The following is a 13,147-nucleotide window of genomic DNA, read 5'->3' as shown; positions in this document are numbered from 1 at the left end:
GCGCTCAGTGCGCTTTCGACCAAGCGTTACCTGTCGAGGCTACAGTGAGGAGGCCGGGACGTCATGCGCCCCGGTGTTCAGCCTCCTCGAAGGGCCGTCATCAGGCCGTCTGCGGCACACCTGTTGTGGTCATTTCGGCATGCAGGTGCTCGACTAGCCTGTCGACACGCGCCAGGGCGCTTTCGGTCGAGGTCGCCAGTGCCTCGCCACCTACTTCCTGGTGCTCGATGGCGATGTCGTGGAAGCCGCCGATGCCGATGAACTGCAGGGCGGTGCGCGCGCTCGGTTCCATATGATTGAAGGCGGCCAGAGGGCCCTGTTGATCGAAGCCGAAGCCGCCGCGTGAGGAGAGCAGCACTGCGTGGCGGGGGCGGTCGGCCAACAGCGGCACATAATGCTCCAGCGGAACGTAGGGATGTGCACCGTATTGAAGGTCAAAGTCGACCGTGCGGCCAATGCGAACGATATTATCGATCCAGGCCTTGAACGCAGCCGTTGGTCCGAAGTTATACATCGGCACGCCGAGTACCAGGATGTCGGCCCCTACGACCTCATCGACCAGGGCATTGCTCTCGGCAAGCACTGCTCGCATCGATTCCGTTTTTTGTTCGGCGGGCGTGAATTCGGCTTCGATCCATTCGACGCTGGTCAACTGGGGTGGGGTAGCGCCGATATCGCGATAGACGATCTCGGCGTCTGGCTCCAGGGCACGCCAGCGCGAAACGAAGTGGTGGGTCAGGCGTCGAGTGTGTGAGCCGTGATCATGGCTACCGGCGCGACCGGGACGTGGACTGGCATCGAGGTGAAGTAAGCGTGTCATGGGTGGCTCCTTTATCTGATAGCATTTCCCAGGTGAATTTCTTTCAGCCGTCTCTTGACGGCTAATGCCATCAGGCCAGAAGCTTTATGAGTCGACAAACGACGATTCTTTTTCGATAACGGAAAATAAAATTCAGCCATGATGCCGCGACGACTCCCTCCGCTCTCTGCCCTGCGCGCCTTCGAGGCGGCGGCGCGACATCTCAGCGCCAAGCGAGCGGCCGAGGAGCTTTCGGTGACGCCGACGGCGATCAGCCATCAGATCCGCCAGCTCGAGGAGAATCTAGGGGTGGCATTGTTCGTGCGTAGGCCGCGGCAGTTGATACTGACGGCCCAGGGCCAGGCGCTGCTTGGGGTGCTGAGCGACTCCTTCGACGCCATCGCCGAAACGGTGACCAAGCTGCGCCGGCCGCCGGCGCGCCAGGCGGTAACGCTCTCGACCACGCCGGCCGTGGCCGCGCGCTGGTTACTGCCTTGGGTGTGCCTGCTGCGCGACGCCCACCCGCAGATTGACCTGAGCATTCAGGTTTCCCATCAAGCGGTCGATCTGGACGGCATCGTCGCCGATATGGCGATCCGCTATGGTGAGGGCCACTGGCCTGGGCTGGCGGCAGAGAAGCTGTTCGACAATGTCTTTATCCCCGCCTGCAGCCCGGCGCTGAATCTGCGCGAGCCCTCCGAACTGGTGCGCCATACGCTGCTTCACTTCTCTTCCCCCGCGCCATTGGACTGGGCGGCCTGGCAGCGCCAGGTCCAGGTCCCGGGGCTCGACGTCAGCGCCGGGCTGATGTTCTCCGACGAAACCCACGGCATTTCCGCCGCGCTAGATGGCCAAGGCATAGCCCTGATGAGCCGGCACCTGATCGCGGAGGAGCTGCGGAGTGGACGTCTGGTGCAGCCATTCGGCCCCGAGATCACGGTCTCGCCCTTTCATCTCGTCTATCCCCCGGAGCGGCTCGAGGAGCCGGCCATCGCTGCCGTGCGCGAGTGGATCGTTGGATTACTGGACCCCCAGGCCAGAGAGAGGGCTTGCCGCTCATGGGTCGAGCGCCATTCATAACGTCAGCTGTGCCTGCTCTCCGAGCGGCTCAGGGGGAAAGTGGTACTGCGCTAGGCGGCGGCCTGCTCCTCCTTGTCGTAGTTGATCATCCAGGCGACACCGAATCGGTCCGTTAGCATGCCGAAGCGATGTGCCCAGAAGGTCTCCTCGAGCGGCATCTGCACGGTGCCGTTGTCGGCCAGCGCGTTGAAGAGCCGTTCGGCCGCCTCTACCGAGTCGACGCCAATCGCAATGCTCGCGCCCTTGATACCTTCGTAGGGCGCCGGGCAGAAGGGGGCATTATCCGAGGCCATCAACAGCTGGTCACCGATGCGCAGTCGGGCGTGCATGACCAGGTTGCTGGCTTCCACGGGAACGTCCATGCCCTCGCTGGCGGGCATCTCCGCGTAGGTGGATACGGCCTCGAGCTTGGCGTCGAAGCAGCGCTGGTAGAACTCGAAGGCTTCGCGGCAGTTGCCGTCGAAGATCAGGTAGGTGGAAAGCTGCATGATGGGCCTCCAGGCAGGTAGTTGTGGGTGTTACCTCCTTGGGTCGATCCAGCCTGGCGAATTTCGACACCTACTTCATTACAGGAAATCGTTGGCACTTGCTTAATCAGCGCGAATGCTTAGCCGTCCCACCCGCTGCATATCGTCGCCATCTGGGCGCACTACGATCATTTCGCCAGATCCCACACCGCCGCCAACCAGCGCCGAGATGTTCACCTGATGTGCTATCAGCAGCAGGTTCCCGGGGCCTTGCCAGCTTAGAATGCGCTCGCGGGCGCTCTCGGTGCGCTCTGCTTGTTCGCTACGTTCACGGAAAAAGGAGTCAAGCCACGGCGCCGCTGCGACCTCACCGACATCCATTAGCTCGGCAGTATCCAAGGCCCGGCACCACTGCGACGAGAACACCGCCGCAATGGGGATCTCTCGCTGGCGTAACGCCCGGCCAGCCGCCTCGGCCTGGGCACGCCCGTTGGCGGAAAGGTTGCGCTGCGTGTCACAGCGGCCACGCTCGAACCCAGGAGGATCACCGACACCCGGCGCCAGCGAATGGCGCATCAGAATCACCAGGCCGCCCTCCTGCAGCGCCTGCCAGGTTGCCTCGTTAGCCTGAGTGCTAGCGGGCATCACGCCCAACACGCTGATTAGCAGGGCAAAAGTGAGATGGCGCAGGCTGAGCATGGGGAGGTACCAAGCGGATTGGAATCGACAATGAGGCTATATCAATCAGGTGATTGAAGCGACCCGCTAGGTACAAGCTACTGGGCGCTATTGAGCCGGAGCTCAAGGATGTTCGTGGCGCTCGCGGCTGTCGGCCGGCGCCTGTTCGCGTTCATGCATGCCGTAATCGCGCAATACCCCGGCCACGCGCAGGCGATAGTCGTCGAATACTACTTCACGACCCTGAGCCTGGGCGCTGCGGTGGCGTTCGAGCTGGCGCCATTGGGCGATGGCCTCCTCATCGCGCCAGAAGGAGAGCGAGAGGATCTTGCCCGGCTGGGTGAGGCTCTCAAAGCGCTCTATGGAGATGAAACCATCGATCTCATCGAGTAGCGGGCGCAGGCTGGCGGCGATGTCGAGGTATTGGTCGCGGCGGTCGGACTTGGGAATGACTTCGAAGATAACGGCGATCATGGGAACCCTGTGTTGTCGTTGTGTACGTCAGTTCGCGATCTCATCGTAACTCCGATTCGCGAACCACATGAAGTAGATGCTGCGGCTGAAGAGGAAGCCATCAGTTGCCGAGTCCGACGGTGCTATGCTGCAAATGTTGCGAAATGCTGTGAAGGAGATGGGTTCACTTTGAAAGCAAGGGACGGAGTGTGCCAGGCGGGTCCAGGGCTCATCCTGAACATACGGAAAACGCCGAATTCACAGTGGAGGCCCGCCATGAAGGAGATAACCACCGAGCCACTTGCCATCTTCGATTCCGATGAAGCGAAATGGGCCGCGGTACTGGCGCGCGATGCCGCGGCGGACGGCGCCTTCGTCTATGCCGTGCGTACCACCGGGATCTATTGCCGTCCCACTTGTCCATCGCGCCGGCCGCGCCGCGAGAACGCCGAGTTCCATGCCGATGCGGCCGCAGCCGAGCGGGCCGGCTACCGTCCGTGCCAGCGCTGTCGCCCCGAGCAGGCGTCGTTGATCCAGCGACACGCCCAGAGCGTCGCGAGAGCCTGCCGCCTTATCGAAACATCGGAGGACCTGCCCTCGCTCGACGAAATGGCACAAGCCGCCGGGCTGAGCCGCTTTCACTTCCATCGCGTCTTCAAGTCGGCCACGGGGCTGACGCCCAAGGCGTATGCGGTCGCTTGCCGGGCGGAACGTGCTCGCCAGGCACTGGCGGGGCGGGAAACGGTCACCGAAGCGATCTATGACGCAGGCTTCAATTCCAGCGGGCGCTTCTATTCCGGCTCCAACAAGATGCTCGGCATGACGCCGCAGCGCTACCGTTCGGGAGGAGAGGGCATGGAGATTCGTTTTGCCCTTGGCGAGTGTTCCTTGGGCAGCATCCTGGTCGCCGCGAGCGACAAGGGCATCTGCGCTATCTCTCTGGGAAACGATCCTGAGGCACTGCTACAGGAATTCCAGGATCGTTTCTCGAGTGCCAACCTGGTCCCGGGGGGAGAGGCGTTCGATGCTTGGGTGGCCCGGGTGGTGGGCTTCGTCGAGGCGCCTGGCCTCGGGCTGGCGCTGCCGCTGGATATCCGTGGCACTGCGTTCCAACAGCGGGTCTGGCAAGCGCTGACCGAGATTCCCGTAGGGAACACCATTAGCTATAAGGAGCTGGCGGAGCGAATCGGCTCGCCCCAATCGGTGCGCGCCGTGGCCAGGGCCTGTGCCTCCAATACCATTGCGCTGGCCATTCCCTGCCACCGGGTGGTGCGTAGCGACGGGGCGCTCTCGGGCTACCGCTGGGGCGTCGAGAGAAAGCGGGCGCTGATCGAGCGTGAACGTCAGCGAGAAGCCGGTAAGGGCGGTTCGGGAAAATCCTCCTCCAGCGCTTCGGTGATTCCCGCTTGTGGGGTGCGCTCGAGGAAGGTCGACAGCACTACATAGCTACGCGTGGCTTTAACACTCGGCAGGGCATAGAGCCGGGCGAGCAGACCTTCCAGTGCACGGCTGCTGGCGCAGCGCACCTTGAGCAGCATGCAGGCATCGCCGGCCACGGAGTGAATCTCCTCGACTTCGGGCAGCTCCGAGAGTGCGAGCAGTTCCTTGGTCTTGCCCCAGCCGGTGGCGTCGACGTGTACGAAGGCAAGAAAGGGCTTGCCGGTGGAGGGGCCATCCAGCACCGCTACGGTGCCGCGGATGCGCCCCGAAGCACGCAGCCGTTTGACTCGTTCATGCACGGCAGGGGCCGAGAGCCCGGCGCGGCTGCCCAGCTCGGCATAGCTGAGCCCGGCATCCACGGCCAGTTCGCCTAATATTGTTCGGTCGAAGCCGTCCAGGGGACGTGCCGCCTGGCCCTTGTCCCGAATAGCTTCTGTTTTTTCTGAGTTCGGCATTTTCGCGATTGCTCCGAATGGGATTCCTTTCTTCAATAGTAATGTCGAATTGTATCTGGAGCGAACCGTGATCAGTCGTCATCTGGTTCTATTAACTGCAGCCATTGCCGTGATCGGTGCCAATTCGCTGACGCTGAGTCCCATCGCCGCCGCGGTAGCGGCATCCTTCCCCGGGCGCAGCGCCGCTGATGTGATGACGGCTGCAGCGGTCTATGGCCTGGCCACGGCGGGCAGTGCACTGCTGCTGGCTGCGTTGGCCGATCGCATCGGGGCCGAGCGGGCGCTGATGCGAGCCTTGCTGGTGCTGTCGGTGTCGTTGGGGCTAGGCGCAGTCTCGCCGGCGCTCTGGACATTGATCGCAGCCCAGGGGCTTGCTGGGCTGGCGGCGGGCGTGGCGTTGCCTTCGATCTATACCCTCACCGCTCAGGTGGCGGCGAAGGGGCGCGAGAGCCAGACCCTGAGTTTCGTGCTGACGGGATGGACGCTGAGCCTGGTGGTCGGGGTCGGTCTTGCGGCGCTGTTGGCCGACCTGCTGCACTGGCGCGCCGTCTTTACCGTACTGGCCCTGGTTGCCGTGGTATTGGCACTGGGAATATCGCGCTGCCGCCACTGGGGAATCAGTGCAGGTGGTGAAACCCGGAGCTCCTCCCTCAAGGCCTTGCGAATTCCCGGCATTCGCTCGGTGCTGCTGAATGTCGCTGCCTATATGACGGCGTTCTACGGCCTGTACACCTATCTCGGCCCGCACCTGGGCGAGGTTCTGCAATTGCCTGCGTCCTTCGCGGGGCTGGCCATTGCCGTTTATGGCCTGGGCTTCGGCGTCGCGGCACCGCTGGGCCGGTTGGTTGATCGTCATGGCGCCAGCGCTGCCGCCTGTGTGTCCTTCGCCGGTCTGATGCTTGTCTACCTGGGGCTGATGGCGGCCGCTGAGCTTCCGCTGGTACTACTGGCGCTCTGTCTTGCCTGGGGGGTGGGCAATCACCTGGGCTTGAACCTGCTCATGCGCCAGCTTGCCGAACTCGACCCGGTGCAGCGCGGGGCCATCATGGGGCTATACAGCGCTATCACCTACCTGTGTGTGTTTGCCGGCGCGCTGCTCTACCGGCCGATCTTCACACACTATGGCTTTGCCGCCTGCGCCTGGGCCTCGGCGATGTTGGTGCTGCCGGCACTGGGTTGGGCGCTGGGGCAGTGGCGCAGAAAACAGGCTGCGCTACGCTGTCGCTCGGAGACATGATGACGTTGGAAAGGAGGTGTAACAGCATGATTGCCTACACGATGGTGGGTACCAAGAATCTTGAAAAAGCACTGACATTCTATGATCCGCTTTTTGCTGAAATGGGCTGGGATATCTGCTGGAAAGATGATTCCTGCGTTTCCTATGGAAGAGAAAGCGACCTCGACTTCCCCAGGTTCTTTGTCGGCTATCCCTTCGATAGCCAGGCAGCCAGTGTGGGAAACGGCACTATGACGGCTTTCCAGTTCACCACACCGGAACAGGTCGACAAGTTGTATGAGATAGCCATCAGCAATGGCGGCAGTGACGAAGGCGCGCCAGGCTACCGGCCGCAGTACGCCGAAGGGTTCTATGCGGCCTATGTGCGTGATGGCGACGGCAATAAATTGGCCTTTGTGGTCTACCCCTAAGCGGCTGCGGAGGTGAAATAATCCACTATCGCCGGCGGTGCTAATCTCTAGCATGCCCGTCGACTATGACGTGGCAACCAAAATCGAAGGGCACTCTTCCAGTAGCGAAAAACCACAGCATTGAACTACCCATTGGCCACCCGTGAGTCGGGCAGAAACACCCGGCTGTGGATCGGGCGTATCCAGGCGTTGCCGCCCTGGGTGAGGCCCAGCGCCCGGAAGCGGTGCTTGGGCAGTTCGGCGTGGACCAGGTCCTCGCTGTTGTCGGTGCGCAGTTCGAGCCGCACCGTGGGGCCCACCACCGAGACGAGCTCTACCTTGGCGCGCAGGGCGCCTTGGTGATTGCGGTCAGCGAAGACCTCGATCTCGTGGGGTCGCACATAGGCCTGGCCCTGCTCGTTCTGATAGCCCTCGAACTCTGGCGCGGGCAGCGCCACGTCGCCGATGCGCGCCACCCCGTCATGCACCCGGGCGTGGAACAGATTGACGTTACCCAGGAAGCGGTAGACGAAGGGGTTGGCCGGGTGGTCATAGACCTCCTCCGGCGAACTATCCTGCTCCACGCGGCCCTGGTTCATCACCACTACCCGGTCCGAAACCTCCAGCGCCTCCTCCTGGTCGTGGGTGACGAAAATGCTGGTGACATGGATCTCATCGTGCAGGCGGCGCAGCCAGCGCCGTAGCTCGGCCCGCACCTTGGCATCCAGGGCGCCGAAGGGCTCGTCGAGCAGCAGCACCTTGGGCTCCACGGCCAGCGCCCGGGCCAGGGCAATGCGCTGGCGCTGGCCACCGGAGAGCTGATGAGGGTAGCGGTGGGCGGTCCAGTCAAGCTGGACCAGCGACAGCAGCTCCATGACCTTGCGAGTGATTTCGGCCTTGCTGGGCCGGTTGCGACGCGGCCGCACGGTTAGCCCATAGGCGACGTTCTGGAACACCGTCATGTGCTTGAACAGTGCGTAGTGCTGGAAAACGAAGCCCACTCCGCGTTGGCTGACGTGCAGGTCGGTGGTGTCCTCGCCGTGGAAGCGGATGCGCCCGGTATCGGGCTGCTCCAGGCCGGCGACGATGCGCAGCAACGTGGTCTTGCCCGACCCCGAGGGGCCGAGCAGGGCGGTCAGCTCACCTTCGCGGAAGGTGAGGCTGACGTTGTCGACGGCGACAAAGTCGCGGAAGTGCTTGTTGACGTGGTCGATCTCGATGCTCATGGCAGGGTTCCTTAAGCGGGAAAGTCAGTTGGCGGCGAGGCGCTGGCGGCGCTCGTCGTGCCACTCGACCACGCTCTTGATAGCGATGGTGACCAGGGCCAGGCCGGTGAGCAGCGACGACACGGCGAAGGCGGCGGTAAACATGTACTCGTTGTAGAGCACCTCGATATGCAGCGGCATGGTGTTGGTCTCGCCGCGAATCCGGCCCGAGACCACCGCTACGGCACCAAATTCCCCCATGGCGCGGGCATTGCAAAGGATGATTCCGTAGATCAGTCCCCACTTGATGTTGGGCAGGGTGACGTACCAGAAGGTCTTCCAGCCGCTGGCGCCCAGGGTCAGTGAGGCTTCCTCCTCCTCCTTGCCCTGCTGCTGCATCAAGGGAATCAGCTCGCGGGCGATGAACGGCAGGGTGCCGAAGGCGATCACGATCACGATGCCGGGTACGGCGAAGATGATGCGCAGGTCATGACTCGACAACCATGGGCCCAGCCAGCCCTGGGAGCCAAACAAAATCACGAAGATCAGGCCCACCACCACCGGCGAGATGGCGAAGGGCATATCGATCAGCGAGATCAAGATCGGCTTGCCGCGGAACTCGAACTTGGCGATGGCCCAGGCGGCGGCGATGCCGAACAGGGTATTGAGCGGCACCACGATGGCCACGATAAGCAGGGTCAGGCGAATCGCCGCCATGGCGTCGGGGTCGCGGATGGCGGCGTACCAGACGTCGAGGCCCTGCTCGAAGGCGCCATACAGCACCACGGTGAGAGGCAGTACCAGGAACAGCGCCAGGAAGGTCAGTGCCACGCCGATCAGCGTTAGGCGCAGCCAGGCGGGCTCCTCGGTGGCGCGTCGCCAGCGGGTGGCGAGGGTGTCGTTGGTTTCCAGAACGGTTGTCGAGGTGGTCACGATGGGCTCCTGTTATCCGTGTCGCCGACTGGTCCACCACTGCAGGCCGTTGATCACCAGCAGCATGATGAAGGCGGCGAGCAGCATGACCGTGCCGATGGCGGCGGCGCCGTGGTAGTCGTACTGCTCGGCCTTGGCGACGATCAGCAACGGGGTGATCTCGGTGCGAAAAGGCAGGTTGCCGGAGATGAACACCACCGAGCCGTACTCCCCCAGGGCGCGGGCGAAGGCCAGCGCATAACCCGTCAGTAGCGCCGGCAGTAGTGCAGGCAGAATCACCCGACGAACGGTGGTGAAACGGTCGGCACCGAGGCTCGCCGAGGCCTCTTCCCACTCGGCCTCGAGATCCTCAAGCACCGGCTGCACGGTGCGCACCACGAAAGGCAGACCGATGTAGGTCAGCGCCACGATTACCCCCAACTGGGTGTAGGCCACGCGAATACCGAACAGGTCGAGGTACTGCCCGACCCAGCCGCTGCTGGCGTAGAGGGTGACCAGGGCGATGCCGGCCACCGCGGTGGGCAGGGCGAAGGGCAGGTCCACCAGGGCATCCACCAGACGCTTGCCGGGGAAGCGGTAGCGGACCAGCACCCAGGCGACCAGGGCGCCGAACACCAGATTGATGGTGGCGGCAATCAGCGAACCGCCGAAGGAGAGCTTGTAGGAGGCCACGACCTGGCGCTGGGTCACGGCGTTCCAGAAGGTCTCCCAGCTCATGGTGGTGGTGTAGAGCAGGAAGGCGCCCACCGGGATCAGGAAGACCAGCCCCAGGTAGAGCAGCGTGAATCCCATGGTCAGCCCGAAACCCGGGATGACCCGGCGGCGTGGCAGGGTGATGGACATGATGGTTCCTCAACGGCTCGAGGCGCCCTGGGCGAGCGCCCCTACACTTTGAATGGGTGGTGTTCTCAGCCCGGGTTGATTTCCTCAAGGATGCGGTCGAACACGCCACCGTCGTTGAAGTGGGTCTCCTGGGCGCTCTTCCAGCCGTCGAAAACGTCGTCGATGGTGAACAGGTTCAGCTCTGGGAAGAGCTTCTCATACTCGGCCAGGATCGATTCATTGCTGGGCCGGTAGTAGTGCTTGGCGGCCAGGTGCTGGGACTCGTCGGTGTACAGGAATTCCAGGTAGGCCTCGGCTACCTCGCGGGTGCCCTTGCGATCGACGTTTGCATCTATCACGGTCACCGGCGGCTCGGCGAGGATGCTGAGCGAGGGCACGATGATCTCGTACTCGCCCTGGCCGAGCTGCTCCACCGACAGGAAGGCCTCGTTCTCCCAGGCGATGAAGACGTCGCCGATACGGCGCTGGACGAAGGTATTGGTGGCGCCCCGGGCGGCCGGGTCGAGCACCGGCACGTTGTCGTAGATCTGGCGCACGAACTCGTAGGCCTGCTCCTCGTCGCCGTCGTACTTCTCAAGGGCATAGCCCCAGGCGGCCAGGTAGTTCCAGCGCGCCCCACCGGAGGTCTTGGGGTTCGGGGTGATCACCTCGACGTCGTCACGCACCAGGTCGTCCCAGTCCTGGATGTTCTTGGGGTTGCCGTCGCGCACCAGCAGCACGATGGTCGAGGTATAGGGGGAGCTGTTGTTGGGCAGGCGCGCCTGCCAGTTCGCCGGAATCAACTCTGCGCGGTCGTGGATAGCGTCGATGTCATAGGCCAGCGCCAGAGTCACCACGTCGGCGTCCAGGCCATCGATCACCGCTCGCGCCTGGGAGCCGGAGCCACCATGGGACTGGCGCACGTTGACTTGCTGACCAACTTCTTCCAGCCAATGCTCGGCGAAGGCCTGGTTGTACTCGCGATAGAACTCGCGGGTGGGGTCGTAAGAAACGTTGAGCAGATCCACGCGTTCCTGGGCGATGGCACTGCTCGAGAGGCCGCTGAGCAGGGTGCTGCCCAGCACGGCGGCAGCAAGGGGAAGCAGAGTGAAATGGGGGCGAAGGGTCCAATGAGGCATGGCGTTAACTCCGTGAGTCATGAGGTGATGACATCAGGCTAACGCCGTCTACTAAGCACATTAACGAACAAAAAATGGATAGTTTATCTCAAAATGAGCTTACGCTGCCTTCCCAGCTAGTACCTGCTGCACGGTGGCTTCATCGAGATCTTCGCGGCACAGCTCGAGAAAGCGGTAGGCATAGGAGCGCAGGAAATGCCCGCGTCGCAGCGCCAAGTAAGTGGTATTGCGTGGCAGCAGGTCGCTAGCATCGAGCAGGGTCAGGCCCTGGTCGCGATGGTCGTGATAAGCCATCGAAGCGATCAGCCCCACCCCTAACCCTAGCTCTACGTAGGTTTTGATCACATCGGCATCTAGCGCCGTCAGCACGATATCGGGGATCACACCGGCTGCGGAGAAGGCCTGGTCGATGCGTGCCCGTCCGGTGAAGCCCTCGTGATAGGTCACGATGGGGTGCTTAGCGATATGCTCCAGCGTTAACGGTACGCCATCGTCCAAGGGGTGCCCCTCCGGCACGATTACCCCGTGATACCAGTGATAGAATGGAAAGCAGGCAAATTGCTGGCTCTCCTCATGGAGCGCCTCGGTGGCGATGCCGATGTCCACCTTGCCGGCCTTGAGCAGCGAGACAATTTCCTCGGGCCCACACTGGTGGAGTTCCAGATGAACCCTGGGGAAGACCTGCTTGAAGCGAGCGATGATCGGCGGCAGCGCATAACGGGCCTGGGTATGGGTAGTGGCGATAGCCAGGCTGCCTCGGTCCTCATGGGTCAGCTGATGGGCCGAGCGCTTTAGGTTTTCGGCATCCAGCAGGATCCGCTCGATAATCTCGATCAGGGAGGAGCCCGCCTGGGTGAGCCCCAGGATGCGCTTGCCGCGACGCTCGAAGAGTTCGATGCCCAGTTCCTCCTCCAGGTCTCGGATATGCTTACTGGCCCCTGATTGTGAGGTGAATAGCGCGTTGGACGCCTCCGTGAGGTTGAAGTGGTGGCGCACGGTTTCCCGCACGATGCGCAGCTGCTGAAAGTTCATGCGGAGGCCTCCTGCTAAAAAATTTTATTAGAATATAAAATAATCTTTTTTATTCTTTAAAAGCATTTATTGCGATATGTATATTAGCCCACCGGTGAGAGGGGAACACACCGGTCAAGCCCGTGTTTCGTGTGGTTCAGAAAGCGATCTCGATTTACCGAGATACTTGTTTTTATCCCAAGGAGCCTGTGGAGGCGAAGTAAACCACCATCCTGAGATGCCGATGCTCGTCGACCAGCAGCGTGGCGTGCTGGTACTCCCTCGGATTGGAGTCGGCATCGAGAAGCGTGCCGATGCCGTAGCGGTAGGCCTCCAGGTTGGGTTGTTCCCACCAGCGGCGAAAATCCGGCGAGAGCTTGGTGAGGGCGTCGATCAGCTCCTGCATGGCCGGGTCCTCGGGGGCGGCCGCCAGGTCGCAGCGGAACTGGGCCAGCAGGCGGGAGGCATCCTGATGCCAGTCGGGCAGCTTTCTGCGTAGTGCGGGGTCGGCGAACAGCAGGCGCATCATGTTGCGCTCGCCGGGGTCCCTAGCGCTGAAGTCAAGCAGGGCATCGGCGGCGGCGTTCCAGGCGATCACGTCCCAGCGCAGGTTCATCACATAGGCAGGCCTTGCCATATCGTCCATCAGCGTCTGCACCAGTGGCGGGATTGCCTGCCATTGGTAAGCCTCCACCGGCGGCGGGCGGCGGTGGGCGAGCAGGAACAGGTGGCAGCATTCGGCGTCGTCGAGCTTGAGTGCCTTGGAAACGTTGAGCACAAAGCTCTCCGAGACGTTGATGTCACGCCCCTGTTCGAACCAGGTGTACCAAGTCAGTCCCACGCCGGCGAGGGTTGCCACCTCTTCGCGACGCAGCCCCGGTGTGCGGCGGCGTCCGGTGCTGGGCAGGCCGACGTCGGCCGGCGTCAGCTTGTTGCGGTGATGGATCAGGAAATCGGTGAGTTCGCTACGTGTCCTGTCGAGGCTGCGGCCTACCATGGCATTGCTCCTGTGTGGTGTTGCTCATGGTAATAGGATAAG

15 protein-coding genes are annotated in these 13,147 nt (G+C 62.6%); 4 read left to right on the top strand and 11 right to left on the bottom strand.

Features of this window, described 5'->3' with window-relative positions:
• Nucleotides 1-100: 100 nt before the first annotated feature.
• A complete protein-coding gene (locus QC821_RS09880; RefSeq protein WP_309720394.1) occupies nucleotides 101-820 on the bottom strand; it encodes an FMN-dependent NADH-azoreductase in 720 nt (239 codons plus the stop codon).
• Between the two features lie 138 nt (nucleotides 821-958).
• Between QC821_RS09880 and gcvA the strand changes: the two genes are divergently transcribed.
• A complete protein-coding gene (gene gcvA / locus QC821_RS09875) occupies nucleotides 959-1,879 on the top strand; it encodes a transcriptional regulator GcvA (protein WP_309720391.1) in 921 nt (306 codons plus the stop codon).
• A gap of 50 nt (nucleotides 1,880-1,929) precedes the next feature.
• Here gcvA and QC821_RS09870 read toward each other — a convergent pair whose 3' ends face one another.
• The 3 genes from QC821_RS09870 to QC821_RS09860 form a co-directional block, all read right to left on the bottom strand.
• Nucleotides 1,930-2,367, bottom strand: a complete 438-nt coding sequence (locus QC821_RS09870; RefSeq protein WP_309720389.1) for a VOC family protein — start codon at nucleotides 2,365-2,367, stop codon at nucleotides 1,930-1,932.
• A gap of 102 nt (nucleotides 2,368-2,469) precedes the next feature.
• The gene (locus QC821_RS09865) at nucleotides 2,470-3,045 is read right to left on the bottom strand and encodes a histidine phosphatase family protein (protein ID WP_309720386.1); all 576 of its coding nucleotides are present in this window, start codon (nucleotides 3,043-3,045) and stop codon (nucleotides 2,470-2,472) included.
• A gap of 102 nt (nucleotides 3,046-3,147) precedes the next feature.
• The gene (locus tag QC821_RS09860; protein WP_309720383.1) at nucleotides 3,148-3,498 is read right to left on the bottom strand and encodes an antibiotic biosynthesis monooxygenase family protein; all 351 of its coding nucleotides are present in this window, start codon (nucleotides 3,496-3,498) and stop codon (nucleotides 3,148-3,150) included.
• Between the two features lie 255 nt (nucleotides 3,499-3,753).
• Here QC821_RS09860 and ada point away from each other — a divergent pair, with 255 nt between their 5' ends.
• Nucleotides 3,754-4,923 (top strand): bifunctional DNA-binding transcriptional regulator/O6-methylguanine-DNA methyltransferase Ada, encoded by a 1,170-nt coding sequence (gene ada, locus QC821_RS09855; protein WP_309720380.1) that lies wholly within the window; start codon nucleotides 3,754-3,756, stop codon nucleotides 4,921-4,923.
• Here ada and QC821_RS09850 read toward each other — a convergent pair.
• On the bottom strand, nucleotides 4,821-5,372 hold the full coding sequence (locus QC821_RS09850) for an Lrp/AsnC family transcriptional regulator (protein WP_309720378.1): 552 nt from the start codon (nucleotides 5,370-5,372) through the stop codon (nucleotides 4,821-4,823). The genes ada and QC821_RS09850 overlap by 103 nt on opposite strands.
• Nucleotides 5,373-5,439: 67 nt before the next feature.
• Here QC821_RS09850 and QC821_RS09845 point away from each other — a divergent pair, with 67 nt between their 5' ends.
• Together QC821_RS09845 and QC821_RS09840 are read left to right on the top strand one after the other, a co-directional pair.
• Complete coding sequence (locus tag QC821_RS09845; protein ID WP_309720375.1) at nucleotides 5,440-6,609, top strand: MFS transporter; 1,170 nt, start codon at nucleotides 5,440-5,442, stop codon at nucleotides 6,607-6,609.
• 26 nt (nucleotides 6,610-6,635) lie between these two features.
• Nucleotides 6,636-7,019, top strand: a complete 384-nt coding sequence (locus QC821_RS09840) for a VOC family protein (protein WP_309720372.1) — start codon at nucleotides 6,636-6,638, stop codon at nucleotides 7,017-7,019.
• Between the two features lie 125 nt (nucleotides 7,020-7,144).
• Here QC821_RS09840 and QC821_RS09835 read toward each other — a convergent pair whose 3' ends face one another.
• The 6 genes from QC821_RS09835 to QC821_RS09810 form a co-directional block, all read right to left on the bottom strand.
• Entirely contained in the window at nucleotides 7,145-8,224 is a 1,080-nt protein-coding gene (locus tag QC821_RS09835) for a sulfate/molybdate ABC transporter ATP-binding protein (protein ID WP_309720369.1), read from the bottom strand.
• A gap of 24 nt (nucleotides 8,225-8,248) precedes the next feature.
• Entirely contained in the window at nucleotides 8,249-9,136 is an 888-nt protein-coding gene (gene cysW / locus QC821_RS09830; protein WP_309720366.1) for a sulfate ABC transporter permease subunit CysW, read from the bottom strand.
• Nucleotides 9,137-9,148: 12 nt separating this feature from the next.
• Nucleotides 9,149-9,979, bottom strand: coding sequence for a sulfate ABC transporter permease subunit CysT (gene cysT, locus QC821_RS09825; RefSeq protein ID WP_309720364.1), 831 nt, complete (start codon nucleotides 9,977-9,979; stop codon nucleotides 9,149-9,151).
• A gap of 65 nt (nucleotides 9,980-10,044) precedes the next feature.
• Nucleotides 10,045-11,097 (bottom strand): sulfate ABC transporter substrate-binding protein, encoded by a 1,053-nt coding sequence (locus QC821_RS09820; RefSeq protein WP_309720361.1) that lies wholly within the window; start codon nucleotides 11,095-11,097, stop codon nucleotides 10,045-10,047.
• A gap of 99 nt (nucleotides 11,098-11,196) precedes the next feature.
• A complete protein-coding gene (locus QC821_RS09815) occupies nucleotides 11,197-12,129 on the bottom strand; it encodes a CysB family HTH-type transcriptional regulator (RefSeq protein ID WP_309720358.1) in 933 nt (310 codons plus the stop codon).
• 172 nt (nucleotides 12,130-12,301) lie between these two features.
• The gene (locus QC821_RS09810; protein WP_309720355.1) at nucleotides 12,302-13,105 is read right to left on the bottom strand and encodes a helix-turn-helix transcriptional regulator; all 804 of its coding nucleotides are present in this window, start codon (nucleotides 13,103-13,105) and stop codon (nucleotides 12,302-12,304) included.
• Nucleotides 13,106-13,147: the final 42 nt, after the last annotated feature.

This window comes from Franzmannia qiaohouensis (assembly GCF_031451695.1).
Lineage (GTDB): Bacteria > Pseudomonadota > Gammaproteobacteria > Pseudomonadales > Halomonadaceae > Franzmannia > Franzmannia qiaohouensis.
This window is presented reverse-complemented; position numbering and strand designations above follow the sequence as displayed.